The sequence below is a fragment of the Promicromonospora alba genome (assembly GCF_042654905.1).
Taxonomy (GTDB): domain Bacteria; phylum Actinomycetota; class Actinomycetes; order Actinomycetales; family Cellulomonadaceae; genus Promicromonospora; species Promicromonospora alba.
In genome coordinates, this window is record NZ_JBHSFI010000009.1 from 250,075 (window position 1) to 276,550 (window position 26,476).

General features: G+C 69.1%; 22 protein-coding genes and 2 tRNA genes. 16 read left to right on the forward strand and 8 right to left on the reverse strand.

Translation table 11 applies throughout. The features are described 5' to 3' along the window. The first annotated feature begins 112 nt into the window (after nt 1–112). From dnaN to ACFO6V_RS26535, 4 genes are all read left to right on the forward strand, one after another. Complete coding sequence (gene dnaN, locus ACFO6V_RS26520; protein WP_116677406.1) at nt 113–1,243, forward strand: DNA polymerase III subunit beta; 1,131 nt, start codon at nt 113–115, stop codon at nt 1,241–1,243. Between the two features lie 128 nt (nt 1,244–1,371). Continuing rightward, nucleotides 1,372–2,268, forward strand: coding sequence for a phosphogluconate dehydrogenase (NAD(+)-dependent, decarboxylating) (gnd, locus tag ACFO6V_RS26525; protein WP_377141730.1), 897 nt, complete (start codon nt 1,372–1,374; stop codon nt 2,266–2,268). Between the two features lie 26 nt (nt 2,269–2,294). Further along, nucleotides 2,295–3,530, forward strand: a complete 1,236-nt coding sequence (gene recF, locus ACFO6V_RS26530; RefSeq protein WP_377141733.1) for a DNA replication/repair protein RecF — start codon at nt 2,295–2,297, stop codon at nt 3,528–3,530. 40 nt (nt 3,531–3,570) lie between these two features. Next, on the forward strand, nt 3,571–4,065 hold the full coding sequence (locus ACFO6V_RS26535) for a DciA family protein (protein WP_357448160.1): 495 nt from the start codon (nt 3,571–3,573) through the stop codon (nt 4,063–4,065). Nucleotides 4,066–4,153: 88 nt separating this feature from the next. Here ACFO6V_RS26535 and ACFO6V_RS26540 read toward each other — a convergent pair whose 3' ends face one another. Beyond that, a complete protein-coding gene (locus tag ACFO6V_RS26540; RefSeq protein WP_377141735.1) occupies nt 4,154–4,960 on the reverse strand; it encodes a hypothetical protein in 807 nt (268 codons plus the stop codon). A gap of 569 nt (nt 4,961–5,529) precedes the next feature. Here ACFO6V_RS26540 and gyrB point away from each other — a divergent pair. The 6 genes from gyrB (at nt 5,530) to ACFO6V_RS26570 (ending at nt 12,140) form a co-directional block, all read left to right on the forward strand. Further along, nucleotides 5,530–7,605, forward strand: a complete 2,076-nt coding sequence (gyrB, locus tag ACFO6V_RS26545; protein ID WP_377141738.1) for a DNA topoisomerase (ATP-hydrolyzing) subunit B — start codon at nt 5,530–5,532, stop codon at nt 7,603–7,605. Nucleotides 7,606–7,735: 130 nt separating this feature from the next. Next, on the forward strand, nt 7,736–10,396 hold the full coding sequence (gene gyrA, locus ACFO6V_RS26550; protein ID WP_377141741.1) for a DNA gyrase subunit A: 2,661 nt from the start codon (nt 7,736–7,738) through the stop codon (nt 10,394–10,396). Next, nucleotides 10,396–11,679: a DUF3566 domain-containing protein gene (locus ACFO6V_RS26555; RefSeq protein ID WP_377141744.1), complete on the forward strand. Its 1,284-nt coding sequence runs from the start codon at nt 10,396–10,398 to the stop codon at nt 11,677–11,679. The genes gyrA and ACFO6V_RS26555 overlap by 1 nt, the downstream gene beginning before the upstream one ends. A gap of 147 nt (nt 11,680–11,826) precedes the next feature. Then, nucleotides 11,827–11,900, forward strand: a tRNA-Ile gene (locus tag ACFO6V_RS26560). 35 nt (nt 11,901–11,935) lie between these two features. Beyond that, entirely contained in the window at nt 11,936–12,055 is a 120-nt protein-coding gene (locus tag ACFO6V_RS26565; RefSeq protein WP_274994665.1) for a DLW-39 family protein, read from the forward strand. Between the two features lie 12 nt (nt 12,056–12,067). Next, nucleotides 12,068–12,140 (forward strand) — tRNA-Ala (locus ACFO6V_RS26570). A gap of 153 nt (nt 12,141–12,293) precedes the next feature. Here the strand turns inward: ACFO6V_RS26570 and ACFO6V_RS26575 are convergent. Then, complete coding sequence (locus ACFO6V_RS26575) at nt 12,294–13,331, reverse strand: hypothetical protein (RefSeq protein ID WP_377141747.1); 1,038 nt, start codon at nt 13,329–13,331, stop codon at nt 12,294–12,296. 123 nt (nt 13,332–13,454) lie between these two features. Here ACFO6V_RS26575 and ACFO6V_RS26580 point away from each other — a divergent pair, with 123 nt between their 5' ends. After that, nucleotides 13,455–13,994 (forward strand): peptidylprolyl isomerase, encoded by a 540-nt coding sequence (locus tag ACFO6V_RS26580; protein ID WP_357448172.1) that lies wholly within the window; start codon nt 13,455–13,457, stop codon nt 13,992–13,994. A 101-nt stretch (nt 13,995–14,095) separates the two neighbouring features. Next, nucleotides 14,096–14,977 (forward strand): rhomboid family intramembrane serine protease, encoded by an 882-nt coding sequence (locus ACFO6V_RS26585; RefSeq protein WP_377141750.1) that lies wholly within the window; start codon nt 14,096–14,098, stop codon nt 14,975–14,977. A gap of 182 nt (nt 14,978–15,159) precedes the next feature. Here the strand turns inward: ACFO6V_RS26585 and ACFO6V_RS26590 are convergent, their stop codons facing one another. After that, the gene (locus ACFO6V_RS26590) at nt 15,160–15,432 is read right to left on the reverse strand and encodes a cell division protein CrgA (RefSeq protein WP_116673029.1); all 273 of its coding nucleotides are present in this window, start codon (nt 15,430–15,432) and stop codon (nt 15,160–15,162) included. A 145-nt stretch (nt 15,433–15,577) separates the two neighbouring features. Here ACFO6V_RS26590 and ACFO6V_RS26595 point away from each other — a divergent pair, with 145 nt between their 5' ends. From ACFO6V_RS26595 to ACFO6V_RS26610, 4 genes are read left to right on the forward strand one after another with little or no spacing between them, the layout of a single operon-like run. Further along, nucleotides 15,578–16,393, forward strand: coding sequence for a DUF881 domain-containing protein (locus ACFO6V_RS26595; RefSeq protein ID WP_377141753.1), 816 nt, complete (start codon nt 15,578–15,580; stop codon nt 16,391–16,393). After that, the gene (locus ACFO6V_RS26600) at nt 16,390–17,223 is read left to right on the forward strand and encodes a class E sortase (protein WP_377141756.1); all 834 of its coding nucleotides are present in this window, start codon (nt 16,390–16,392) and stop codon (nt 17,221–17,223) included. The genes ACFO6V_RS26595 and ACFO6V_RS26600 overlap by 4 nt, the downstream gene beginning before the upstream one ends. Beyond that, nucleotides 17,223–17,381, forward strand: a complete 159-nt coding sequence (locus ACFO6V_RS26605; RefSeq protein ID WP_357448182.1) for a hypothetical protein — start codon at nt 17,223–17,225, stop codon at nt 17,379–17,381. The genes ACFO6V_RS26600 and ACFO6V_RS26605 overlap by 1 nt, the downstream gene beginning before the upstream one ends. 24 nt (nt 17,382–17,405) lie before the next feature. Continuing rightward, on the forward strand, nt 17,406–18,068 hold the full coding sequence (locus ACFO6V_RS26610) for an aminodeoxychorismate/anthranilate synthase component II (RefSeq protein ID WP_377141758.1): 663 nt from the start codon (nt 17,406–17,408) through the stop codon (nt 18,066–18,068). 57 nt (nt 18,069–18,125) lie between these two features. On the opposite strand, the gene pknB is transcribed toward ACFO6V_RS26610, so the two are convergent. From pknB to ACFO6V_RS26635, 5 genes are read right to left on the reverse strand one after another with little or no spacing between them, the layout of a single operon-like run. Next, on the reverse strand, nt 18,126–20,171 hold the full coding sequence (gene pknB / locus ACFO6V_RS26615; protein WP_377141760.1) for a Stk1 family PASTA domain-containing Ser/Thr kinase: 2,046 nt from the start codon (nt 20,169–20,171) through the stop codon (nt 18,126–18,128). Next, nucleotides 20,172–21,932: a protein kinase domain-containing protein gene (locus ACFO6V_RS26620; RefSeq protein ID WP_377141762.1), complete on the reverse strand. Its 1,761-nt coding sequence runs from the start codon at nt 21,930–21,932 to the stop codon at nt 20,172–20,174. It lies immediately after the preceding gene. Continuing rightward, a complete protein-coding gene (locus tag ACFO6V_RS26625) occupies nt 21,929–23,464 on the reverse strand; it encodes a peptidoglycan D,D-transpeptidase FtsI family protein (protein WP_377141764.1) in 1,536 nt (511 codons plus the stop codon). Before ACFO6V_RS26625 ends, ACFO6V_RS26620 begins: the two co-directional genes overlap by 4 nt. Next, on the reverse strand, nt 23,461–24,957 hold the full coding sequence (locus ACFO6V_RS26630; protein WP_377141766.1) for an FtsW/RodA/SpoVE family cell cycle protein: 1,497 nt from the start codon (nt 24,955–24,957) through the stop codon (nt 23,461–23,463). The genes ACFO6V_RS26625 and ACFO6V_RS26630 overlap by 4 nt, the downstream gene beginning before the upstream one ends. Beyond that, nucleotides 24,954–26,471 carry a PP2C family protein-serine/threonine phosphatase gene (locus ACFO6V_RS26635; RefSeq protein WP_377141768.1) on the reverse strand — a complete coding sequence of 506 codons (1,518 nt, stop codon included), beginning with the start codon at nt 26,469–26,471 and terminating at the stop codon, nt 24,954–24,956. Before ACFO6V_RS26635 ends, ACFO6V_RS26630 begins: the two co-directional genes overlap by 4 nt. Between the last annotated feature and the right edge of the window lie 5 nt (nt 26,472–26,476).

Sequence of the window (26,476 nt, forward strand, 5' to 3'; positions counted from 1 at the left end):
ACTAAGCCCCTGAAGAAGTCCATCCACAACCTGTGTCGCTCGAGTGCCACGTGGTCAGCAACTCGCGTAGGGTTTCCCTCGACAGTCCAGGAACAAGAGGAGATGCAACGGCATGAAGTTCAGGGTCGAGCGCGACGTCCTCGCCGATGCCGTGACGTGGACAGCTCGCACGCTCCCCACGCGTCCGCCGGCTCCCGTGCTTGCCGGCGTCCGCATCGAGGCAGACGCTCAGGGCGTCATCAACCTGGCCAGCTTTGACTACGAGACGTCCGCGCGGTCCGAGATTCCCGCCGAGGTCGCAGAACCAGGCACGGTCCTGGTCTCTGGCCGACTCCTGGCCGAGATCTCGCGGGCGCTGCCCAACAAGCCGGTGGATGTCGCACTCGAGGGCAACAAGGTGGTCGTCACCTGCGGCGCGAGCCGCTTCACGCTCCTCACCATGCCTGTGGACGAGTACCCCGCACTGCCCGGCCTCCCGGAGGTCAGCGGGACGGTCTCGGGCGACGCGTTCACGCACGCCGTCGCCCAGGTGACCGTCGCGGCGAGCCGCGACGACACCCTGCCGCTGCTGACCGGTGTGCGTGTGGAGATCGAGGGCGAACGCATCACGCTGCTCTCCACGGACCGCTACCGCCTCGCGCTTCGGGAGCTCACCTGGACCCCGGCGACCCCGGGCTTCTCCGCGGTGGCCCTCATCCGAGCTCGCACGCTGAACGACGTCGCGAAGTCGCTCGGCTCGGGCGGGCTCGTGAACGTCGGGTTGTCCACAGGCCAGGGTCTCGACCTTGTGGGTTTCGAGGCCGGCGGCCGCCAGACGACCTCGCAGCTCGTCGAGGGCGACTACCCGGCCGTTCGCCGGCTCTTCCCCGACAGCACGCCGATCCATGCGGTGGTCGCGACGGCGCCCCTGATCGAGGCCGCCAAGCGCGTGAGCCTGGTCGCGGAGCGCAACACGCCGATCCGGCTCTCGTTCAGTGACGGCCAGGTCGTGCTCGACGCCGGCCACGGTGACGACGCGCAGGCGTCCGAGGCGCTGGAGGCTGTGCTGGTGGGCGAGGACATCGCCGTGGCGTTCAACCCGCAGTTCCTGCTCGACGGGCTCGGTGCGCTGGGCACCGACTTCGTCCGGCTCTCGTTCACGCACCCCAACAAGCCGGTCGAGTTCACCGGTCAGGGCAGCCTGGACGGCGAGGACGACTCCGCCTACCGGTACCTGCTGGTCCCGATCCGCTTCACGGGCTGACGGCTCGGGGCTGTCCAGCGGACGGCCCCGGTATCCACAGCCCACAACCGTCAGTCTGGACAGCCAGCCTGCACCAAGGACGGCCGCCACGAGCGAGCCCGTTGATCGACCCTGGAGGAATCACGCACATGGTCACCCACATCGGCCTGGTCGGCCTGGGCAAGATGGGCAACAACATGCGGTCCCGTCTGCGCAAGGGCGGCATCGAGGTCACCGGGTTCGACCCGCGTCCGGAGGTCTCGGACGTCCCGACGCTCGCAGATCTCGCGGCCGCTCTTCCCGAGGACAAGCGGGTCGTCTGGGTGATGGTTCCCGCCGGTGAGCCGACGCGCGGTGTGCTCGACCAGCTCGCTGAGATCCTCAACGAGGGCGACATCGTGATCGAGGGCGGCAACTCGCACTACGTCGAGGACCAGGAGCGTGCCGCCGAGCTCGCCAAGAACGGCATCGGCTACCTCGACGTCGGTGTGAGCGGTGGTGTCTGGGGGCTGGAGAACGGCTACGGCCTGATGGTCGGTGGCGCCGCCGCCGACGTCGAGTCGGTCATGCCGGTCTTCGACGCGCTGCGCCCGGAGGGCCCCCGCGAGGAGGGCTTCGTCCACGCGGGCGGCGTCGGCGCCGGTCACTACGCCAAGATGGTCCACAACGGCATCGAGTACGGCCTCATGCAGGCGTACGCCGAGGGCTACGAGCTGCTTGCGGCCAAGTCAGACCTCATCACGGACGTGCACGGCACCGTGCGCGCTTGGAGCCGCGGTACTGTCGTCCGCTCCTGGCTGCTCGACCTCATGGTCAAGGCCCTCGAGCAGGACCCGAAGCTCGCCCTCCTGGACGACTGGGTCGACGACTCCGGTGAGGGCCGGTGGACCGTGGACGAGGGCATCGACCTGGCAGTTCCGCTGCCCGTCATCTCGGCTGCGCTGTTCGCCCGCTTCGCCTCCCGCCAGGAGCAGTCGCCCGCCATGAAGGCGGTGGCCGCGCTGCGTCAGCAGTTCGGTGGGCACGCGGTGAAGTCGGCCGAGTAGCGCGCGGGACGTACGATCTCCTACCGATGTACGTCTCCCACCTCTCCCTGCTGGACTTCCGGTCGTATGCCTCGGCCGATGTGGAGCTCGAACCCGGGGTCAACGCGTTCGTAGGGCGCAACGGCCGGGGCAAGACCAACCTCGTCGAGGCGATCGGCTATGTCGCGACGCTCGGTTCGCACCGAGTCGCCACCGACGCACCGCTCATCCGGTCGGGTGCCGAGCGCGCCGTGGTGCGGACCCGGATCGTCCGCGGGGACCGGGCAAGCACCGTCGAGCTGGAGATCACCCAGGGCAAGGCGAACCGCGCACGTATCAACCGCGGCCAGGCGGTGCGAGCTCGGGACGTGCTGGGGGTGTTGCGCACGGTGCTCTTCGCACCCGAGGACCTCTCCTTGGTCAAGGGAGAGCCGGACGGCCGACGGCGGTTCATGGACCAGCTCCTGGTCCTGATGATGCCGAGGGTGTCCGCGGTGCTCTCGGACTACGAGCGAGTGCTCAGGCAGCGGTCCGCACTGCTCAAGTCGGCCCGGGCATCGCGAAGGTCTGGTGGCTCGTCGCGAGCGGAGAGCGCTGCGACGGAGCTCGCGACTCTCGATGTCTGGGACGCGCGGCTCGCCGAGCTCGGCGCGGAGATTCTCTCGCTGAGAATCCAGCTGATCGAGGTGCTGCGCCCTGCAGTCGCCGCCGCGTACGAGCAGGTGAGCGACGCCGACGGGGATGCGGAGATCACGTATCGGTCATCGCTTCCCGCCCTCTCGGCGGGTAATCCACCGGAGTTATCCACAGGGCCTGGGGACAACTTTGCCGACGTGGGACAGCTGCGCGACATGCTGCTGGAGGCCCTGGTCATAGCGCGGCCGCAGGAGTTGGAACGAGGAGTGAGCCTTGTCGGACCGCACCGCGACGACCTCGTCCTGACGCTCGGCGGGTTGCCGGCCAAGGGCTACGCGAGCCATGGCGAGTCCTGGTCGTTCGCGCTCGCGCTGCGCCTCGCATCATTCCGACTCCTCGGCGGAGATCCGCAGAATTCGGCGGATTCACCCGCTTTCTGGGACCCGGAACTTGGTACCGACGCCGATCCCGTACTGATCCTCGACGACGTGTTCGCCGAACTCGACGTCAGGCGTAGGCAACGGCTCACCGACCTGGTGCTACCGGCTCGCCAGGTGCTGGTGACGGCAGCCGTGGCCGAGGACATTCCCGCTGCTCTGGACGGCGTACGGTTTCACGTGGAACCCGGGACGGTGACCCGTGACTGACAACTCTCCACAGGACCCTGTGGATAACTCTGAGCCCCCTTTGACGCCGCCCTCCGAGGTGGCGCGCGCCGCTCTGAACCGCGCCAAGGCCGCGGCTCGAGCACGTGGTCTGCGGCCCGGATCGCCGTCACGCAGGTCTCCCCTGGCTGAACCGCGGTCGAGCGGATCAGGCCCGGGCGCCCGTGACCCCCAGCTGCTCGGCGCACTCGTCGGGCGGCTGCTGCGCGAGAAGGGCTGGACCGAGGACGTCTCGGTGGGCGGGGTGATGGGCCGGTGGCGCGAGGTGGTGGGTCCCGAGATCGCCGACCACTGCACACCGGAGACCTTCGAGGACAAGGTGCTCGTGGTCCGCGCGGACTCGACGGCCTGGGCCACCCAGCTCCGGCTGCTCGTACCCACGCTGCGCAGGCGCATGGCCGAGGAGATCGGCGAGGGTGTGGTCGAGGAGGTCACCGTGCTCGGCCCGGCCGGCCCCGGGTTCCGCAAGGGCCCTCGCTCGGTACGCGGCCCGGGTCCACGGGACACCTGGGGCTGACCAAAGGCAGCAAGAAGGGCTCCCCGGCCGAAGCCGGGGAGCCCTTCTTGACTCAGCTGCGCCGAAGCGTCAGCCAGGATCTATGTGGTCACGCGTTCTGCATGCGCTTGCGGGCCCAGACCAGGGCGATACCACCGGCGGCGAGCAGCGCGGCGAACGCGATGGCGCCACCGACGGTCGCACCGGTCGCGGCGAGCACCGGGGGCGCCTCACCCGAAGGGCTGGGGGACGCCGACGGCTCGGCGACGGGGGCCACGGAGGCCTCCTCGCTGGGCTCGGCAACGGGGGCGCTGGGCTCCGGCGTCGGCTCGGCGCAGTCTTCCTCGAGGACAACAAGATCGGTCGGCAGGAGGGCCGTACCGTCCTCCTGGAGCTCGTAGGCGCCCAGCTCCTCGGGGAACGCGTAGGCGTCGGAGGTGAGCGTGGCGACGACGCCGAGCTCGGACTTGCTGTAGGCGATCGCGTCGGTGTTGGCCGGGAGGACCACGTCGTCGAGGCTGGCGGCACAGCCGGCCACGGCGTCGGGCATCACGGGGGACGCGAACTCGGCGGGCGGCGGCGTCTGGCAGGCGGGGATCGAACCGGAGTCGGCCCAGTCGTACTGGGTGCCCCCCTGGCCGTCGTACGCGTCGACGGTCACGGACCACTCGTGCGCGACGTCGAGCGCGAGGTTGTCGTAGCTTCCCTGGAAGCCGCTGGAGAACTCGGTGTCCTCGACGGTCGTGCCGTCAATGACAACAGTGACCTTGGCGCCGGAGTAGTACTCAAGGTTCACGTTCACGAACCCGCAGTCGGCAGAGACGCTGGGGGTGTGCGCGGACGCGGGTGCGGCCGTGGCGATCATTCCGCCAAGAGCCAGTACGGCGAGAGTTCCGCCGGCGAGAAGCTTCTTCACTCTGGTTGCCCTTCGAAGAGAGAGTTGTGCGCGCGACCCGCGCGCGTGTGACCGGTCGGCGCCATTAGAGCAGAAAACGAGAAATCAACGAAATGTCACCCTCTGTCCGTTAATTGTCTAACCTTCGGCAGCCCCGGGCATGACACTTCGCGGACGATCCACAGGGCATGGACCGTCGAGGGCGAACACGTGTGCGGGTCGCCACCGAAGAGCGTCCGCTGGCGCCGACCAAGGGGTCGACCACGGCTACGTCCGAGCGTCCGGCGGCCCTCTCGGTACCCCTCGAGGAGCGCAAAAATCACCCTGTGGAGAAAGGTTGTGGAGGAGTGGCTACAAACGGCCTCGGATCCCGGGTTTTCGCCGCTCAGAAGGTAGTATGAGGGGGTCAACCGCGCCGGTTCCCAGGATCGTCCTGAGACCCGGAACGCTGAGCACCGACGAGCCGTCGGATCGTACGTCAGCACCCGAGCACGGCATGGACCCTTGTGGGTCCGAGCCGCTCGTGCAGCCGCTGGTACGTCCGTCGTCGTGCACATCGTGTGCCTGAAAGACGAGGAGCAACCCCGCCCGTGACAGAGCGAATCGACGGCGGCTACGACGCCGGGAACATCACAGTCCTGGAAGGTCTCGAAGCCGTTCGTAAGCGACCGGGCATGTATATCGGATCGACCGGTGAGCGTGGGCTCCACCACCTCGTGTACGAGATTGTGGATAACGCTGTGGACGAAGCCCTCGCGGGCCACGCCACCGAGATCGACGTGCGGCTCCTGGCCGACGGCGGTGTACGCGTCACCGACGACGGCCGAGGCATCCCGGTCGCGATGCACCCGACCGAGGGCAAGCCCACGCTCGAGGTGGTCATGACGATCCTGCATGCCGGCGGCAAGTTCGGTGGCGGCGGCTACGCCGTCTCCGGCGGGCTGCACGGTGTCGGCATGTCCGTGGTGAACGCGCTGAGTACCCGGTTCGTCTCCGAGGTGCGCCGCGACGGGTACAACTGGCGCCAGGAGTACGCCGACGGCGGCAACCCGGTCACGGGCGTCGACCGGCTGGAGCCGCTCGGTGCCGACGAGGGCACCGGGACCACCCAGACGTTCTGGGCCGACGGGTCGATCTTCGAGACCACCGAGTACGACTTCGAGACGCTCCGTGCCCGGTTCCAGCAGTACGCGTTCCTCAACAAGGGCCTGAAGATCACGCTCACCGACGAGCGCGCGGGCCACTCCTCCGCCACCGACGAGGTGACGGGTGCCGAGCGCGAGGTCGCCGCGGACGACGTGGTCGCCGCCGAGAGCAGGCCGTCGGGAGCAGGGCAGGAGCCCGGCCCGGAGTCGGACAGCTGGCGTACCGTCACGTACCAGTACGAGAACGGCCTGATGGACTACGTGCACCACCTCAACTCCGCGAAGCGGGTGGAGCTCGTGCACCCGGACGTGATCTGGTTCGAGAGCGAGGACACGGAGCGCAAGATCGCCGTCGAGATCGCCCTGCAGTGGACCAGCGCCTACAGCGAGTCGGTGCACACGTTCGCGAACACGATCTCGACCACCGAGGGCGGGACGCACGAGGAGGGTTTCCGTGCGGCCATGACCACGCTGGTCAACAGCTACGCGCGGGACAAGAACATCATCAAGGAGAAGGACGAGAACCTCACGGGTGACGACATCCGCGAGGGCCTCACCGCCGTCATCTCGGTGAAGCTCGGTGAGCCTCAGTTCGAGGGGCAGACCAAGACGAAGCTCGGCAACACGGAGGCCAAGACCTTCGTGCAGCGCGTGGTGCGCGAGCAGCTGGTCGACTGGTTCGACGCCCACCCGAACGAGGCACGTGACGTCATCCGCAAGGCGATCTCTGCCTCGCAGGCACGCATCGCGGCGCGTAAGGCGCGCGAGGCGACCCGCCGCAAGGGTGTCCTGAACGGCGGCGGCATGCCGGGCAAGCTCAGGGACTGCCAGTCGCGCTTCCCCGACGAGTGCGAGATCTACGTCGTCGAGGGTGACTCGGCCGGTGGTTCCGCGGTGCGCGGGCGCAACCCGCACAACCAGGCAATCCTCCCGCTGCGCGGAAAGATCCTGAACGTGGAGCGCGCGCGGCTCGACAAGGCGCTGTCCAACGCCGAGGTCCAGGCGCTGATCACCTCGTTCGGCACGGGTATCGGCGAGGACTTCGACATCTCGAAGCTCAAGTACCACAAGATCGTGCTCATGGCCGACGCCGACGTCGACGGCCAGCACATCTGCACCCTGCTCCTCACCCTGCTGTTCCGCTACATGCGGCCGCTCATCGAACACGGGCACGTGTACCTCGCACAGCCGCCGCTGTACCGGATCAAGTGGAGCAACGCTCCGCACGACTACGTGTACTCGGACCGGGAGCGCGACGCGTTCCTCGAGGCCGGTGCCGCGCAGGGCAAGCGGATCCCGAAGGACAACGGCATCCAGCGCTACAAGGGCCTGGGTGAGATGGACTACTCGGAGCTCTGGGACACCACGATGGACCCGGACCACCGCACCCTGCTGCAGGTGACCATGGACGACGCGGCCGCGGCCGACGAGATCTTCTCGGTCCTCATGGGCGAGGACGTCGAGTCCCGCCGCACATTCATCCAGCGCAACGCCAAGGACGTGCGGTTCCTCGACATCTAGGGATGTCCGAGGAGCGAGTTCGTGAGCCCCGACGCCGACCGCCCAGCCGGGCGTGCGGCGTCGGGCATGAAATTTGGCGGCCCAGGAGCCGAAGTGACACGCCCACCGGCGTGGAAAGGAAGTACAGACGGTGACGGACGAGACCCCCGGCGTAGAGAACTCCGACGACGGCATTCCGATGGAGGACGCCCGAGTAGCGGTGCACCACGGCCGTGTCGAGCAGGTCGACCTTCAGCTCGAGATGCAGCGGTCGTACCTCGACTACGCGATGAGCGTGATCGTGGGCCGCGCGCTGCCCGACGTGCGGGACGGCCTCAAGCCGGTGCACCGCCGCGTCATCTACGCGATGTATGACGGCGGCTACCGCCCGGACCGCGCGTACTCCAAGTGCTCGCGTGTCGTGGGTGACGTCATGGGTAAGTACCACCCCCACGGCGACACCTCCATCTACGACACCCTGGTGCGCCTGGTCCAGGACTGGGTGCTGCGCTACCCGCTGGTCGCGGGCCAGGGCAACTTCGGCTCGCCGGGCAACGACCCGGCAGCCGCCCCCCGATACACCGAGTGCAAGATGGCGCCGCTCGCCCTGGAGATGGTCCGGGACATCGAGAAGGGCACCGTCGACTTCCGGCCGAACTACGACGGGCGGACCCAGGAGCCGGTCGTCCTGCCGTCGCGCATCCCGAACCTCCTGGTCAACGGGTCAGCTGGCATCGCGGTCGGGATGGCGACGAACATCCCGCCGCACAACCTGCGCGAGGTCGTCGACGGTGTGCGATGGCACCTGGCCAACCCCGACGCCACCCGCGAGGAGCTGCTCGAGGCGCTCCTGGAGCGCATCAAGGGTCCGGACTTCCCGTCCGGCGCGCAGATCCTCGGGCACAAGGGCATCGAGGATGCCTACCGCACGGGTCGTGGCTCCATCACGATGCGTGCGGTCGTCAGCGTCGAGGAGATCCAGAACCGGATCTGCCTGGTCGTGACCGAGCTGCCGTACATGGTGAACCCGGACAACCTCGCGTCGAAGATCGCCGACCTCGTCAACGACGGCCGGATCAACGGCATCGCGGACATCCGCGACGAGACGTCCGGCCGCACCGGCCAGCGCCTCGTGATCGTCCTCAAGCGGGACGCCGTGGCGAAGGTGGTGCTGAACAACCTCTACAAGCACACGCCGCTGCAGGAGAACTTCAGCGCGAACATGCTCGCGCTGGTCGACGAGGTGCCCCGCACGCTCAGCATCGACGCGTTCGTGCGCCACTGGACGACGCACCAGATCGAGGTCGTGCGCCGGCGCACCGAGTACCTCCTCAAGGAGGCGCAGGACCAGATCCACATCTACGAGGGCTACCTCAAGGCCCTCGACGCGCTCGACGAGGTCATCGCGCTGATCCGCCGCTCCCCCGACGCGGACGAGGCGCGGACGGGCCTGATGGAGCTGCTCACGATCGACGAGCTGCAGGCGAACGCGATCCTGGCGCTGCAGCTGCGTCGCCTGGCGGCGCTCGAACGGCAGAAGATCCTCGACGAGCACGCCAAGCTGCGGCTCGCGATCGACGACTACCTGGACATCCTCGCCAGGCCGGAGCGCCAGCGGTCCATCGTGGGCGACGAGCTCAACGAGGTGACCGAGCGCTGGGGCGACGAGCGCCGCACCACGATCCTTCCGTACGACGGTGACATGTCGATGGAGGACCTCATCCCCGAGGAGGACGTGGTCGTCACCATCACGCGTGGCGGTTACGCCAAGCGGACCCGGACGGACAACTACCGCTCGCAGAAGCGCGGCGGCAAGGGTGTGCGCGGCGCGCAGCTGCGCGAGGACGACATCGTGGACCACTTCTTCACGACGACGACCCACCACTGGATGTTGTTCTTCACCAACCTGGGCCGGGTCTACCGGGCCAAGGGGTACGAGCTGCCCGAGGGCGGCCGCGACTCCAAGGGCCAGCACGTCGCGAACCTGCTGGCCTTCCAGCCCGGCGAGAAGATCGCCCAGGTCCTCGACATCCCCGACTACGAGGCTGCTGAGTACCTCGTCCTCGCCACGCGGCGCGGGCTCGTGAAGAAGACCCGCCTCAGCGAGTACAACTCGCCACGGTCCGGCGGCCTCATCGCGATCAACCTGCGGGAGGACGAGGACGGCGCCGCGGACGAGCTGGTCTCGGCCCGCCTCGTGAACGCCGACGACGACCTCATCCTCGTCTCGCGCAAGGGCCAGTCGATCCGCTTCCACGCGGACGACGAGTCGATCCGCCCGCTGGGTCGCGCCACCTCGGGCGTCACGGGGATGAAGTTCCGCGAGGAGGACGAGCTGCTCTCCGCCGCCGTGGTCATCGACGGAGCCGACCTCTTCGTGGTCACCGAGGGCGGTTTCGCGAAGCGCACCCGCATCTCGGAGTACCGGGTCCAGGGCCGTGGTGGTCTCGGTATCAAGGTCGCCAACCTCGTTGAGGCGCGCGGCGACCTCGTGGGCGCACTGGTCACGTATGCCGACGACGAGGTGCTGGTCATCATGGAGCGCGGCAAGATCGTGCGTTCCGCGGTTGCCGAAGTTAACCTCACCGGCCGGAACACGCAGGGGGTAACCTTCGCAAAGCCGGACAAGGGCGACAGGATTATCGCCGTCGCGCGCAACGCGGAGCGTGAAGACGCGGGCGATGCGACAGGTGCTGTGGACGAGATCTCCGACGGCGACTCCGCGGAGCGGGTTACCGTGGAAGAGATTCCGACCCCTGATGAAGTTCCGAGCACCCCTGAGCAGACCAGCACCGGACGCGAGGACAGCTGATGACGAGTGACAAGAGCGGGCCCGTGCGCACGGCGTCGCCCGAGCTCGATGAGGACCTGGAGATCACCCGGGATCGCAAGGAAGTGAACGGGGAGCAGGCTCCGGCCGAGACACCCGACCCGAAGCAGGCAGAGGCGACCTCGAGCAAGAGCTCGGCGTCGACGAAGGCTGACGCCGCCGAGTCCGCCGCCGCGGCGAGCGGCTCCGGCGCGGCGAGCGAGAACGCTGACCTGCCTGTTCCCGCCCCGTCGACGAAGCGCCCCGGGCCTGGCGCGGCGACCCCGGTGCCGCCAGCACCGGAGGAGTCGAGCATCCCGACGACGGGCGGGGTCTGGCGCTCCGCGTACGAGGCGGGCCGCACGGGCAAGGACTCCAAGCCGGCCACGCCGGCCACGCCGGCGGCTCCGGCCGTGCCGGCGGCTCCGGCTGCACCGGCTGCTTCGGGCTCGGCCACGCCGCCCAAGCAGGCCACCCCGCCCGCACCCTCCGCTCCGGCCACGCCGACGAGCAGCGAGCCCGTCGCCGGGCCCGGCCTCGTCTCGCCCAGGTCCGACGTCCCGGCTCCGGCGTCCGACGCCACAGCGAAGTCGTGGAACCGGGTCCCGGCACCGACCGCGCCGCCGGCACCGCCCACCGCGACCTCAGAGGGTACTGACGGTGTTCGAGCAGGCGCGATGAAGGCAGCGCAGGCTGCCCTCGACGCCGCCCGCAGCGCAGCCAAGAAAGTGACGTCGATAATGCCCGACGACGATGCGCGGTCGGCAACGCCCGCGAACGAAGCCACGGCTCGGCCGGAGATGCACTACACGGCAGCCGGAGTACGCGGAACTGCCGCTCCGGCCGCTGCACAGGCCGCGGGTACGGCGGCGCCTCAGACGCCGTCGGAGCCGACTCCCGAAGCACCCCGCTCTGCTCCGGCCGGACCGCGCCGGGTGCGCCTCGCCATCTCTCGTGTGGACCCCTGGTCCGTCATGAAGCTCGCGTTCCTGCTGGCCGTGGCGATCGCGATCATGACGGTGGTCGCTACCGCGGTGTTCTGGTCGGTGCTGAACAGCCTCGGCGTGTTCACCACCATCCAGGACTTCGTGAAGGATGCCGTCGGGCCGCAGAGCGACGTGAACCTCACGCAGTTCGTGGAGTTCCCCCGTGTCATCTCGCTGGCGACTCTGATCAGCATCTGTAACATTGTCTTGTTGACGGCGATCGCCACGATCATGGCTTTCCTGTACAACATCACTGCAGCACTCGTCGGCGGCGTGCACATGACGCTGACCGACGACTGACGCCTCCTCGGCGTCACCCAGAGCGTTCTCGTGCGCGGTTGCGCACGACTCGATGCACGTCACACCGCGAACCGCGTTTTCGGTTTGGGACATCGTCCCGACCTGGGGTAATCTCCAGTGTCGCGGCAGCGTGCGGAACGCTCGCCCGGGGCTATAGCTCAGACGGTTAGAGCGCTTCCCTGATAAGGAAGAGGTCGGAGGTTCAAGTCCTCCTAGCCCCACTCCCGGACCTGCAGAGGCTCCTCAGGAGGAACTCGTGAAGAAGCTGCTTATAGTGCTGCTCGCTGCTGGAGCCGGCTACGTTCTCTGGCGCAAGCTGAGCGAGGACGCCGCGGGGCGGGACCTCTGGTCCGAGGTTACCGACTCGCTCGACTGAGCAGTTGGCAGAGGGGCCATGGCGCAATTGGTAGCGCACCTGCTTTGCAAGCAGGGGGTTCCGGGTTCGAGTCCCGGTGGCTCCACCCTTGATGACCTGCGGCGAGAGTTTCGCCGCAGGTCATTTTTTTTGTGCCCTGGTCCGGGGCCGATGACATGACATCGGTCGCTCCGGACATGACAGGAGGGCCTGGCCGCACTGGCCAGGCCCTCCTGTCATGCTCACGGGGAAGCGGAGGTCAGCCCTCCTGCTTGCCCTCCCCCGCGTGCTTGGGCTTCACGGGCGGAACCTCGTCCACCAGGGGCAGGTCCTCCGCCGAGTCGGCTGGAACCGTCTCGTCGACGAGGGGGCTCTCGGTAGGTGCGAGGTCCGTCTCCCCCGATGTCGGCGCTGCGGGGTCGTTACCGCCGCGCTTCTGTGCGGCGGTACTCGCCTTCTGCGCCGTCGCCCATGCCGCGTCCAGGACCGGAGCGGCCTTCTCCTTGGCGGCGTCGAGCACAGGGGCCGCCTTTTCCAGCACCGGTGCGGCCTTCTCCTTGGCCGCCTCGAACGCTGGGCTCGCTGCCGAGTAGGCACGAGCGCCGAGGTCCTTGGCCGTCTGCGCGGCCTTGGCCCCCGCCTCCTTGCCCTTGGCGACGGCGGAACCGGCCGCCGCACCGACGCCGGACGAGTGCCGAGCGGCGCCGTTCGAGTAGTCGGCACCCGTGCCCTGCTCCCAGGGTTCGGCCCACGGGTCGGTCTGGGGCTGCGCGCGCTTCCAGAACACGTAGCCGGCGACGGCCGCGCCACCGGCCGCCAGTGCCACGAGCCAGCCCTTCTTGGAGCCCTTCTTGTTGGCCTCTTCCGCCGCCTTGGCGACGGAGTCGGCCAGCGCGGCCTTGTTCTGTGCCGTCGCCGCGTTGGCAGCCGCGCCGTTGAACGCGGCGACCATCTTCGGCAGCAGGTCGTCCACGAGCTTGTCGTGTGCGGAGTCGATGAGTGGCGCTGCCTTGCCTGCGGCCTTCTCGACCTGGGGGGCGGCAGCCTGGAGGCTGTCCTGCCACGCCTTCTCCGCACGCGGCGTCAGCCACGCGATGAAGTCGTTCACGCGAGGCTGAGCCCAGTCCTTGGCGTTCGAGGCCCGGTCCTTGGCCTGGGCCGCTACGACCCCAGCCTGCGTTGCGGCCTTGGAGCTGACGTCGGAAAGCAGAGCTGCGGCCTCCGCGGCCCTCTCCTTGACCTTCTCGGTGTCGATCTTGCTCGTGTCCACGTAGTCGGTCACCTTCTTGCGGGTCATGAAGCTCCCCTCGAACTGTTCAAATAGTCCTCAAGATGCCACTCTGCCACCGGACGGGCCCACTGGCGAGGGCGAGCGAAGTCGGTGCAGCACCAGCGGGCCGCTCCGTGGGAGGATTGATACATGTTCGCAATCCTGCACACCACCTCCGGTGACATCCGTATCGAGCTCTTCCCGAACCACGCGCCCAAGACTGTCGAGAACTTCGTCGGCCTCGCGACCGGCGAGAAGGCCTGGACGGACCCGCGGACGGGCGAGGAGCGCAAGGACCCGTTCTACGACGGCCTGATCTTCCACCGTGTCATCGAAGACTTCATGATCCAGGGCGGCTGCCCGCTCGGCACGGGAACCGGCGGCCCCGGGTACACGTTCAACGACGAGATCCACCCCGAGCTTCAGTTCAACGAGAAGTACATCCTCGCGATGGCCAACGCCGGCAAGCGTCGCAACCCGGTGACGGGCGAGATCGAGGGCACCAACGGCTCGCAGTTCTTCCTCACCACCGCGGAGACCCCGTGGCTGAACGGCAAGCACACCATCTTCGGCAAGGTGGCGGACGACGCGTCGCGCACCGTCGTCGACGAGGTCGGCAAGACCCGCACGCGTCCCGGCGACCGCCCCGTCGACGACATCACGATCACGTCGGTCACCATCGAGCCCTGAGGCGCGGCGGCGACCGTTCCGCTCAGGCGGGATCCGGCACCACCGCTCCAGCGGGACCAGGCAAGACCAGCGAGGACCGAGGGGACTGAGGACGTATCGCGATGAACGACCCGGCCGCCGAGGAGCCGACCGAGGCCGAGGCTCCCGTGTGCCCGCGCCACCCGGACCGGGTGGCCTACGTGCGTTGCCAGCGGTGCGGTCGGCCGGCCTGCCCCGAGTGTCAGCGGCCGGCCGCCGTCGGCGTGCAGTGCGTCGACTGCGTCCGCGACGCGAAGCGCACCGCGCCCCGCGTCCGGACGGTCTTCGGCGGATCCGCCGACAGCGCAGCGGTCAACGGCCGGCCGGTCGTCACGTTCACGATCATCGGGATCTGCGTCGTGAGCTGGCTGCTGCAGCTGGTGACGGCCGGCGCGTGGACGCAGATGCTGTGGTTCTGGCCCGCAGGTGGCGCGGCTGAGCCGTGGCGTTTCCTCACGGCCTCGTTCCTGCACTCCACGTCACCGCTGCACATCCTGTTCAACATGTACGCCCTGTGGATAACCGGGCAGTTCCTCGAGCCGCTGCTCGGGCGGGTGCGCTTCGGGGTCCTGTGCCTGCTCTCCGCGGTCGGAGGGTCGGTCGGCGTGCTGCTCCTCGCGGGCGACCCGTTCACGTCGAACGCCTGGGGGACGCCGGTGGTCGGCGCGTCCGGCATGGTGTTCGGCCTGTTCGGGGCCATGCTTCCCGTCATGCGGCGGCTGGGCCGGAGCATGGGTCAGGTGATTGTCCTGCTCGTGATCAACGGTGCCATCGGCTTCGTCGTGCCGGGCATCTCCTGGCAGGCGCACCTGGGCGGGCTCGTCACAGGGGCGCTGGTGGCCGCCGCGTACGCCTACGCACCGAAGGACCGCCGCGCTGTCGTCGCCTGGGCGGTGCCGCTCGCCGGCATTGCACTCCTGGCCTGCTTGGCGGTGGTGCGTTACAGCTCGGTGGGTCTCCTGTGACGGGAGCGGCGACGCCCCTGGCTCTGGTCCGACACCCAACTTCAACACCTGTGCGAACCGAGCAACTGGGCCGTTCCCGACACCTGGCGGTGTGTCACCACTCTCTTTTCCCCAGCTTTACCCACAGCTGTGGATAAATAGGGATACTGTTCCGCGGCCGCCTCAGCGCGGCCGCGGAACGCTCACTTCCAGCGCGTGGTCAGGCCGAAACCCACGATGATCAGGCCGAAGCCGACCGCGAGGTTCCACTGACCGATCTGCGGGATCGGCAGGCCGAGGCCGGAGCTCGTGAGGTAGAACGTCACGATCCAGACGAGGCCGAGGATCATCAGGGTCAGCATCACCGGAGCGAGCCAGCGCGGGTTGGTCGCCTCTCCGGGCAGCGCGACCTTCGCCTCGGACTTCTCAGCCTTCGGCGTGACCTTCTTCTTGTTGCGGGACTTCGACTCGGGCACGAGGCGGGCTCCTGTCCTGGGGTGGTCTGCCCGACGGGTGTGCCGAGCCGACGTCTGCTTTCTCTTGGACTAGCGTAGTGCTCCACAGGCCGCAGGCGTGACCAGACGCGTCAGTGGGTTTGTCGATTGTTGCAGGAGGGACGCGGTGACCGGAGCCGAACCGACCCCCGCGCCGTCCGCGAAGGACAGTGCGACGGGGTTCTTCCGCGCCTCGATGCAGGCGGGATGGCGGTCCTGGCTGAGCGTGGGTGCCGTGGCAGTGCTGGCCGGGCTCATGTTCAGCGCGAGCGCTCGCCTGGCCGACGGCGGTGGCGCCGACACCCGTGACCCGCAGGACCTCGCCCAGCTGGTGGGCACCGAGACGGGCCGGGTCTCCGAGCTCACCGAGCGTGCCGGCGAGCTGGACCGGGAGATCGAGACGCTGAGCGCCCGCACCGGCACCACCGTCCCCAGGCTGGACGGCGACCTGGTCGAGCGCGAGGGCGTGGTGTCCGGCTCGCAACCGGTCAGCGGTACCGGCCTCACGGTGACGCTCGACGACGCGCCGTCGACGTCGGTCGGCGCGGGGCCCGGCGGGGTGGAGCCGCAGCCCGACGACCTGGTGGTGCACCAGCAGGACCTGCAGCACGTGATCAACGCGTTGTGGGCCGGCGGGGCCGAGGCGATGACGCTGCAGGGTGAGCGCGTGACCTCGACGTCGGCGTTCCGTTGCTCCGGAAACATCCTGTTGCTGCACGGCAAGGTGTTCTCACCCCCCTACAAGGTGACGGCAGTCGGCAACCCGGCGAAGATGGAGTCGTCGCTGATGAGCTCCGAGGGTGTGCAGACGTATCTCGAGTACGTCGACTGGGTGCACCTGGGCTGGGACGTGCGACGCAGCGACAACCTCGACCTCCCCGCGTACGACGGCGGAGGTCTGCAGTATGCGACGGTTCCCGACGGTACGGAGGTCTTTGGATGACCCACGCGCAGGCCGGCCACAACGTGCCGCTGCCACAGGAGGTCTTCCCCATCGCGTATGAGCGCGGCCCCTCCGGCATGGGTCCGCGCAACGCGCGGCGCCCGCGCGGGTCGGCGGCGCCCATGCGGCCGGTCGCCTGGCTGATCGGCGTCCTGGGCGAGCTCCTGGTGACCGCCGGCGTCGTGCTCGGTCTCTTCGTGGTGTGGCAGCTCTGGTGGACCGACGTCGAGGGCGAGCGGGCACAGAGCGAGATCATCGCCGAGATGGACTGGGAGGGCGCCCAGACCGGTCCGGCGACTTCCACCGAACATCGCGACTCGCCCCCGGTCATGAAGGAACCGCCGGAGGCAGGGACCCTCTTCGCGCAGATGTTCATCCCCCGGTTCGGGAACGAGTACATCAAGCCCGTCGCCGAGGGCACGGACAAGGCGACGGTGCTCGACACCATCGGCATCGGGCACTACAACGGCACGGCGATGCCTGGTGCACTGGGCAACTTCGCCGTCGCCGCGCACCGCACCACCTACGGCAAGCCGTTCAACCAGATCGCGGAGCTCAAGGAGGGTGACGCCGTCGTGGTCCGCACCAAGGAGAACTGGTACGTCTACAAGGTGACCGAGTCGAAGATCGTCCTCCCGCAGAACGTGGAGGTGATCGCGCCGGTGCCCGGGGTGACCAAGGACCAGGACATGCCCAAGCTGACCAAGCGGTTCATCACGCTGACGTCCTGCCACCCGATGTTCTCCGCCACCGAGCGGTACATCGTGCACGGCGAGCTCGACTACTGGTCCCCTGTGGGCGAAGGCAAGCCGAAGGAGCTGATGGGCTGATGTACGGGCTGTTGTGGCGGGCCATCCCAGGGCCCGGCTGGTTCAAGTTCCTGGTGTGCCTCGTGCTCATCTTCGGCGTGGTCGCCGTGTGCTTCACCGAGTTCTTCCCGTGGCTCAGCGAGTACATGCCGTTCAACGACACGACGGTCGGCGCGTAGCGGTCCTCGCCGTAGCATTTGACCATGACGCGCATCCTCGTCGTCGACAACTACGACTCGTTCGTCTATACGATCGTCGGCTACCTCGACCAGATCGGCGCCCGGACCGTAGTGGTCCGGAACGACGCCGTGCCCTCCCCCGCCGCCGACGGCCGCTACTGGTACGACGACGGCGACGGCTCCCCCGAGCCCTACGACGGCGTGCTCGTGTCCCCCGGGCCCGGCACTCCCGCGGAGGCCGGCGCCTCCGAGGACGTCATCCGTGCCTGCGCCCGGTCCCGGACCCCGATGCTCGGGGTCTGCCTCGGGCACCAGGCCCTCGCCGAGGTGTACGGCGGCAAGGTGACCCACGCCCCGGAGCTCATGCACGGCAAGACGAGCCTCGTCGAGCACACCGGCCAGGGCGTCCTCAGCGGCCTGCCCGTCCCGTTCACCGCCACGCGGTACCACTCGCTCGCTGTGACGCCGGACAGCGTGCCGGCGGAGCTCGAGGTGACGTGCACGACGGCGTCGGGCATCGTCATGGGACTGCAGCACCGGGAGCTGCCGCTGCACGGCGTGCAGTTCCACCCGGAGTCCGTCCTCACCGAGGGTGGGCACCGGCTGCTCGCGAACTGGCTGGAGACCTGTGGGCTCGAGGGCGCGGTGGAGCGGGCAAAGGGAATGGCGCCGCTGGTCACCACGTGACCGACGACGCCATACCTGTCCTGCGCTGACCGGTGCTATCCGGTCAGCGCAGTCGTGCTACGGGAAGACGGGATCGCCCTCGCCCTCGCCGCCTCCGCCTTCGCCCTCTCCGCCGCCTCCGCCTTCGGCGGGGCCGGTCGACATCACGAGGCCGATGTAGGCGCCCTCCTCGACGGTGGTACCTGGGGGCGGGTCCGACGTGATGACCTGCCCGGCGGCGATGATGTCCGAAGCCTCCTCGGACGTCGGCTCACAGGAGATCTTCGCACCGGTACAGGCGAGCTGGGCCTCGTCGAGCGTCTTGCCGACGAGATCGTTGGGCACCTGCGTCTCCGTGGGCTCCGGCGCCACCGCGAGGTAGAGGGTGACTGCCTGTCCCTGCGGCACATCACCTGCCTCCGGGTCGGTGCGGACCACAGTGCCGGGCGTTGCGTCTTCGCTCTCTTCCGTGTCCCACTCGATGGTGCCGAGGCCGAGGTTCGCCAGCTGCGCGCTGGCACCTTCCTTGTTCTGGCCGACGACGTTCGGGAGCGTCGTGTTGCCCGTCGAGAGGTACAGGATGACCTCGTCGCCTTCCTGCGCGGGCTGGCCGGCGCCGGGCTCGCTCTTGGTCACGTTGCCTTCCGCGATGTCCGGGCTGTTCTCCGTCTGGGACGTGCCGACGGTGAGGTTGAGCTCCTCGAGCTTGGCACGGGCGTCGGCCTCGGACAGGTTCTTCAGCTCGGGGACCGTGACCTGGCCCGGCGCGCCGGCGACGTAGACGATGACCGTCGAGTCGGGTTCGACCTTCGTGTTCGCCACGGGGTCGGTCGCCCCGGTGGTCCGTCCCTCGTCGAGGTCGGAGTCCTGGTCGATGGCCTGTTCGAACGTCAGGCCGGCCGCCTCGATCTGCGCCCTGGCGTCCTCGGCGGACAGGCCCTCCGCGATGGTCGGCACGGAGACCGTCGTCGGTGCGCGGTTGTTGTTCGCGTTCTCCACCGCCATCGCGATAGCGATGGCCGCGACGGCCGCCAGGGCGATCCCGAGCAGCCACCACATGAGAGCCTTGCTCTTCTTCTCGGGCTCCTGCTGGTCGCGCGTCGGCTGGCCGGGGTATCCCCCACCGGGCGTGACCGGGCTCTGCTGCGCCGTTGCCGGGCCCCAGCTCGGGGTCGGCGACATGACCTGCGTGGCGCCGTACGCGGGCTGGCCCGCGACCTGCGTCGCACCCATCATGGCGCCCACCATCGGCGCGCTGATCTGGCCGCCGCGCATCGCGGACTCCAGGTCGCGCCGGAACTCGGCCGCGGTGCTGTACCGCTGCTCGCGGTCCTTCGTCAGCGCCTTGAGCGTGATGCGGTCCAGCACGTCGGGGACGTCCGTGGCGACCTCGGACGGGCGCTGCGGCTCCTGGCCCACGTGCTGGTAGGCGACCGCCACGGGCGAGTCGCCCTGGAACGGCGGACGACCGGTGAGGAGCTCGAACAGCATGCAGCCGGTCGAGTACAGGTCGGAGCGGGTGTCGACCTGCTCGCCGCGAGCCTGCTCGGGGGAGAGGTACTGCGCGGTGCCGATGACGGCGTTCGTCTGCGTCATCGTCGCGGCGGAGTCGGCCATGGCCCGGGCGATGCCGAAGTCCATCACCTTGACCGCACCCGTGGGCGTGATCATGACGTTGGCGGGCTTGATGTCGCGGTGCACGATGCCCGCGTGGTGCGAGTACTCGAGCGCGCTCAGCACGCCGACGGTGATCTCGACGGCCTCTTCGATGGGTACCGCGGCGCCGTCGGTCAGGATGTCGCGGACCGTGTGGCCCTCCACGTACTCCATGACGATGAACGGGACGTGCACGTCCTCGCCGGCAGCGTTCTGGTGGATGTCCTCGCCCGTGTCGTACACGGCGACGACAGCGGGGTGGTTCAGCGCGGCGGCGGACTGCGCCTCGCGCCGGAAGCGCACCAGGAAGGACGGATCACGAGCGAGGTCGGAACGCAGCACCTTGATCGCGACGGTACGACCGAGACGGGTGTCGTGACCGATGTGGACCTCGGCCATGCCGCCACGGCCGACAAGCTCGCCGACCTCGTAACGGCCGGCGAGTACGCGGGGCGTGTTCTCCACCACTCATACGTCCTTAGATGTCATGGCCGTCTGCCTCAGGGCATACGACTCGTTGAAAAACATCATCCCAGAAGCGGCTGCTGCGGAGGCTACCGGGGGATTCAGCGTTTCGCCGTGGATTTCGGAGGAACCCGACGGCTCCTGCAGAGCGCTGTTGTCGCCGCCTCCGGAGACCAGCGTGATGATGAGGACCACCAGCAGCAGTGCGACCAGTGCGACGAGCGGCCAGGATACGCGGACCCCTATGCGGTCCTCGATCCCGCCCAGCCACCGCTGGATGTCCGACGACAGACTTCGTCGCTTCCCGGGGTGCCCCCCGGACCGGCCCTGCTGGGGGACCCGCCGCCCGTCCTGGCGTGTCGAGTGCAGATCGCGACGAGACGGGTAGGACCGCCCGCCGTTCCCCGCGCCGTTGCCGATCGACGGCGGCGGGACGTAGCCCGAACCGTGCGGCCGGCCGTAGGCGTCGGTCCCGTAGGTGCCGGACGTGGTGCCGTAGCCCGCGGAGTCCGCACCGTATCCGGCCGAGTCCGTGCCGTACTGGCCCGAGCCAGGGGCGCCGGCCGGGGTGCCCGGCGCGGGCGAATAGGGGCGCCCGTAGGCGTCCGTCCCGTGCGTGCCCGACGTCGTGCCGTATCCGGCCGAGTCGGAACCGTGGGCTCCCGAACCGAAGGGTCCTGAGCCGTATCCGCCCGCGGGCGTGCCCGAGCCGTAGCCGCCGGCCGGGGTACCGCGGTCCGGGCTGGGCGGCGCGGACTGCGCGTTCGTGACTGTGGTGTGCCGACCGCCGCTGGTCTGGCCGAACGGTGTCTGCCTGCGCGCGTGGGACGGACCGGGCTGCGCCCCTGCGCCGCTGCGGCCGTTGCCCGGCCGCTGTGCCCCCGAAGACTGTCCGTCGCGGCGGGCCCGGCGTGCGTAGCGCGAGCTGCCGAACGGGTCCTCCGCGATCTCGGCGGCGAGCACGTCGAGGTGCCGCGCGAGCTGGTCCGCAGAGGAGATGCGCTGTGCCGGATCCTTCTCCAGCATCTGCGTGATGGTCTCGGAGAGGCCGGGGTGGACCGACGTCGGCAGGAGCGGAACCGGCGCGTTGACGTGCGCGATGGCGATGTCGACGGGCGTCCTGCCGGTGAACGGACGACGGCCCGCCGTGGCCTCGTAAGCGACCACGCCGAGCGCGTAGATGTCGGATGCGCCGGTGGCCGACTGTCCCACCGCCTGCTCGGGCGACAGATACTGCGCGGTGCCCATGACCATGCCCGTGGCAGTCATGGGCACCTGGTTCTGCGCCACGGAGACACCGAAGTCGGTGATCTTCACCGTGCCGGAGTGCTCCAGCAGGATGTTGCCCGGTTTCACGTCGCGGTGGACCACGCCCGCGAGGTGGGCGGCGTGCAGGCCGCGGGCCGTCTGGGCCAGGATCGGCAGGAGCCGGGCCGGCGGGAGCACCGGCTCGCGTTCGAGCAGGTCGGCGAGCGGCTCGCCGAGGACCAGCTCCATGACGAGGTAGCCTGCGCCGTTCTCCTCGCCGTAGTCGAACATCTGCGCGATGTTGGGGTGAACGAGGGTCGACGAGTTCCGGGCCTCCGTGCGCAGGCGACGAAGAAAGTCCTCGTTGCCCGTGTACTCCTCGCGGAGCACCTTCACGGCGATCTCGCGCGCGAGCTTTTCGTCGCGCGCCACCCAGACCTCGCCCATACCGCCCATGGCGATGCGCCGCACGAGCGTGTAGCGCTCACCGAGCGTCAGACCCTCGACCGGTCTCATCTCGAGATCGCCGCCTGCATGATCTGTCGGGCGATGGGGCTGGCGAGAGCGCCACCGGTGGTCTCGTTGGTGGACTGGCCCTGGTTCTCCAGCACGACCGCTACCGCGACCTGCGGGTCGTCGGCCGGGGCGAACGACGTGAACCACAGCGTGGGCGATCGCGGGTTGTCCTCAGCGGTGCCGGTCTTGCCCGCCACCTGGACGCCCTGGATCTGCGCGCCCTTGCCGGAGCCGTTGTTGACGACCTCGACCATCATCTCGGTGAGCGCGTCCGCCGTGGACGACGAGAACGGGCTCTTGTAGCGGCTCGGCTTCGTCTGGCTGACGAGCTCCAGGTCGCTGTCCCGCACGTCCTTGATGAGGTACGGCTCCATGAGGTCGCCGTCGTTCGCGACAGCGGCAGAGATCATGGCGACCTGGAGCGGCGTGATGCGGACGCTGCCCTGGCCGATGCCGGACAGCGAGATGCGAGCGTCCGAGTCGTCGTCCTCGTCGCCGCCGATGAGGCCCGGGTAGGCACCGATCGTGGTCGTCATCGGGATCTCGAGCGACTCGGTGAACCCGAAGTCCTGGAACATCCGCTGCATCCCGTCCTTGCCGACCTCGTTGGCCAGGTCGAGGAACGCGGTGTTGCAGGACATCGCCAGCGCCGCCTTGAGCGTCATCTTGCCCGAGGCGTCGCAGGGCTCACCGCCGAAGTTCCCGACCTGACCGTTGGGGCCCGTCGTGCCGGGCAGCTGGTAGATGACCTCCGCAGGGATCTCGGAGTCGGGAGTCACCCCGTTGTACTCGATAGCGGCGGCCGAGGTGAGCAGCTTGAACGCGGAGCCGGGAGGGTACGTGGCGTTGATGGTGCGGTTGATCGTCGGACCGTAGGTGCTGAACCGCTCCTCGCCGTCCTCCGAGTTGACCCGCGGCTTCTGGTTCAGGAGCTCGTTGTAGGCAGCGGTCGCGTCCCCGGCGTTGTGCACCGCGATGGAGTTCGGGTCGAACGACGGCTTGGAGACCATCGCGAGGATGGCGCCGGTCTTCGGGTCCAGGGCCACGGCCGCGCCGGTGTAGTCCCCGAGGGCGTCCCAGGCGGCCTGCTGGACCTTGGGGTCGATGGTGAGCTCGACGGAGGAGCCCTGTGCCTCCTCGCCGGTGATGAGGTTCTGCAGCCGGTCGAGCCAGAGCGAGTCGTCCTCGCCACCGAGGTACCCGTTCGCGAAGCGCTCCAGCCCCGTGTAGGTACCGGTGACCGCGAAGAAGCCGGTCAGCGGCGCGTAGACGCTGGCCGCCCCGGCGTCCCCGCCCGAGTAGGTGCGCTGGTACTTGTAGTCGTCGTCGACCGGCTCGGACGTCACGATCGGCTCGCCACCGACGACGATCGGACCGCGGTCCCGGCCCAGCTCGCTGTAGATGTTCCGGAAGTTGCGCGGATCCTCGTTCAGGTCGCCCGCGGTGACGAACTGGATCCAGGTCGTCGAGACCATGAGGGCCAGGAACATGGCCATCACGACGGTCGAGAGGCGACGCAGGGTCGTGTTCACCGCTCCACCCCCCGGACGATCTGGGTCGCGTCGTCGGGCGTCGCGCCCCGGCCGGCGCCGGCCTCGGTTCCCGCCTGCACCGGGCCCATGCCAGGGCCGCCCACCTCGATGGCGTCGCCGCCCACCAGTGCGGGCGCCGGGTCGGCCAGCGCGCCGCGGGTGGGCAGCGCCGAGGGGCGTCGAGCGGCGTCGGAGATGCGCAGCATGAGGGCGATGACTATCCAGTTCGCGAGCAGGGAGGATCCGCCCTGCGCCATGAACGGCAGGGTCAGGCCGGTGAGGGGAATGATGCGGGTGATGCCGCCCACCACCACGAAGAGCTGCAGCGCCATGACGAACGCGAGGCCGCCCGCGAGCAGCTTGCCGAATCCGTCGCGCACACCGACCGCATGGCGCAGCCCGCGCTGGACGATGACCAGATAGATCAGCAGGATCGCCAGCAGGCCGGTGAGCCCGAGCTCCTCGCCGAGTGACGCGTAGACGAAGTCGGAGAACGCGAACGGCACGCGGTCCGGGTAGCCCTCGCCCCAGCCGGCGCCGAACATGCCGCCGTACGCCATGCCGAACAGGCCCTGGACGATCTGGTACGAGCCACCGAACTCGCGCTCGTACAGCGCGGCGTCGAGTGGGTTGAGCCAGATGTCGACCCGGGCCTGCACGTGGCTGAACATCGTCCAGGCTGCGACGGCGCCCCCGGCGAACATGGTGAGGCCGATGACGATCCAGCCCACCCGGTCTGTCGCCAGGTAGAGCATGCCGACGAACAGGCCGAAGAAGAGGAGCGACGTCCCCAGGTCCTTCTCGCCGATGAGGACAGCCAGCGAGACCGCCCAGACGATCAGGATGGGGCCCAGGTCGCGCAGCCGGGGAAGCTGCAGGCCGAGGAACTTCTTGCCGGCCAGTGCCAGGGTGTCGCGGTTCGCCACCAGGTAGCCCGCGAAGAACACGGCGAACGCGATCTTGGCGAACTCGGCCGGCTGCAGAGAGAACGGGCCGATGAAGATCCAGATCTGGGCACCGTTGATCTCCGCACCCAGGCCGGGGATCAGCGGCAGGATCACGAGGACGATACCCACGACCATCGCGGTGTAGGTCAGACGCCGCAGACCGCGGTGGTCCCGCAGCAGGAAGATGACGACGCACGCGACGATGACGCCCAGCGCCGTCCACATGAGGTGGCGGGAGGCGTTCGCGCCTCGCATGTCCACCAGGTCCAGCCGCAGGACCATGGCCATGCTGACGCTGTTCAGCAGCACCACGGCCGGCAGGATCACCTGGTCCGCGTACGGTGCGCGCAGGCGCAGCACGATGTGCGTGGTGAACGCCAGCGCGGCCAGGACTATCGAGTAGGTCCAGAAGCCCTCGGGCAGATCGTCGTCGAGCGCGTAGCCGACCATCCACATGCCGCCCATGCCCAGGGCCAGCGCGACGATGAGCAGGACCGCCTCCGCGAAGCGGGTGGGCGCCTTCTCCTCGAGCTGGAGGCCGCTCATCCGTTCGCCTCCTGGTCGGAGTCGTTCTTGGCGGTCGACCGGGCCGTCGGCGAGGAGCTCCCGCCCGGTTCGTCGCTCGTCGAGGGGCTGGGTGACGGCGACGGTGACGGCTCGGTCTCCTCGGCGGCGTCCTCGATGAGGCGGTCGGCGCGTCCGCGAGCGTCTTCGAGCGACGTGGCCCGGATGGTCTCCTGCACGCGGTCGGCGATGAAGCCGGGCAGCTCGTCCACGCGGGTGCCGGTGAGCTCGACGGGGGTCGAGAAGGTGAGGGGACCTACCGTCGCCGGGATGCCCCGGAACACGGCGACCTGGCCGTCCGACTCGCCCACGTAGTACTGGGTCTGGGTCCAGCGGTAGCCGCCCCAGCCCGCCAGGACGAGGCCCACGATCAGGAGCAGCGCACCGAGCACGGTCAGCCAGACCCGCTTCCTCGGCGGGATCTCCTCTTCGCGTGCCTCTTCGTCGAGGTCCTCGTCGGGCTGGATGTCCGGCTGGTACTGCTCCTCGTCGGGGGCGCCGGCGATCATGGCCTGCTCGAGGGTGTCGGCGAGGCCGTCGCGCGCCGCGTCGTCGGACAGGACGCCGACGGAGATCGGTGAGGGTGCGGGCTGGCCGCCTGACGGGACGGTCGACCGGGTGAAGCTGGTCACTGTGTCGCCGTCGATGCCGGCGCCAGGGCCGGGCAGGGCGGTGGGGGACGCGGGGTCGCCCGCCGCGGTCACGCCGGCGAGTGCCGCCGAGCCGACGATCTCCGGCGTGACGGTCGCGGCGGTGGTGGCCGCCGCTGCCTCGTCCAGGACGTCGGCGACGACGACGGTGATGTTGTCGGTGCTGCCGGCACGCATGGACATCGAGACCAGCTGCTCGACCGCGTCCTGTGGTGCGCTGACCGAGATGAGGACCTCGGCGATCTCGCTGTCGGGCACGAAGCCGGACAAGCCGTCGGAGCAGAGCATCCAGCGGTCGCCGGGTACCGCCTCGCGGATCGAGAGGTCAGGTGTGAGGTCGAGGTCGAAGTCGCCCAGCACCCGCATCACGACGTTGCGCTGCGGGTGGGTCTCCGCCTCGTCGGGCGTGATGCGGCCGGTGTCGACCAGGTGCTGCACGAAGGTGTGGTCCACCGTGACCTGGGCCAGCGTGCCGTCGCGCAGCAGGTACGCACGCGAGTCGCCGAGGTGTGCCATGGCCAGCGTGTTGCCGGACTTCAGCAGCGCCGTGACGGTGGTGCCCATGCCGGCCAGGTCCGGGTCGGCCGTCGTCGCGTCGACGAGGTCCTGCCTGGCGCGGTCGATCGAGCGTTCCAGCTCGGACATCGACTGGTCGGAGCTGTGGTCGGGCCGGTCGAGGGCCACCAGGGCCGCGATGGTCAGCGCGGACGCGACGTCGCCGCCCGCGTGCCCGCCCATCCCGTCGGCCACGACGAGGAGGTTGGGGCCCGCGTAGGCGGAGTCCTGGTTGTTGGAGCGGACGAGGCCGACGTCGGAGCGCGCGGCATACCGCAAGGTCACGGTCACGTGAT

Bases quoted from the DNA above. Each gene is read 5' to 3' on its own strand.
- gnd (WP_377141730.1), top strand. From the start codon at position 1,372: ATGGTCACCCACATCGGCCTGGTCGGCCTGGGCAAGATGGGCAACAAC.
- ACFO6V_RS26575 (WP_377141747.1), bottom strand. From the start codon at position 13,331: ATGACCCGCAAGAAGGTGACCGACTACGTGGACACGAGCAAGATCGAC.
- ACFO6V_RS26585 (WP_377141750.1), top strand. From the start codon at position 14,096: ATGAACGACCCGGCCGCCGAGGAGCCGACCGAGGCCGAGGCTCCCGTG.
- ACFO6V_RS26620 (WP_377141762.1), bottom strand. From the start codon at position 21,932: ATGAGACCGGTCGAGGGTCTGACGCTCGGTGAGCGCTACACGCTCGTG.
- ACFO6V_RS26600 (WP_377141756.1), top strand. From the start codon at position 16,390: ATGACCCACGCGCAGGCCGGCCACAACGTGCCGCTGCCACAGGAGGTC.
- recF (WP_377141733.1), top strand. From the start codon at position 2,295: ATGTACGTCTCCCACCTCTCCCTGCTGGACTTCCGGTCGTATGCCTCG.
- ACFO6V_RS26555 (WP_377141744.1), top strand. From the start codon at position 10,396: ATGACGAGTGACAAGAGCGGGCCCGTGCGCACGGCGTCGCCCGAGCTC.
- ACFO6V_RS26610 (WP_377141758.1), top strand. From the start codon at position 17,406: ATGACGCGCATCCTCGTCGTCGACAACTACGACTCGTTCGTCTATACG.
- dnaN (WP_116677406.1), top strand. From the start codon at position 113: ATGAAGTTCAGGGTCGAGCGCGACGTCCTCGCCGATGCCGTGACGTGG.
- ACFO6V_RS26580 (WP_357448172.1), top strand. From the start codon at position 13,455: ATGTTCGCAATCCTGCACACCACCTCCGGTGACATCCGTATCGAGCTC.
- ACFO6V_RS26605 (WP_357448182.1), top strand. From the start codon at position 17,223: ATGTACGGGCTGTTGTGGCGGGCCATCCCAGGGCCCGGCTGGTTCAAG.
- ACFO6V_RS26630 (WP_377141766.1), bottom strand. From the start codon at position 24,957: ATGAGCGGCCTCCAGCTCGAGGAGAAGGCGCCCACCCGCTTCGCGGAG.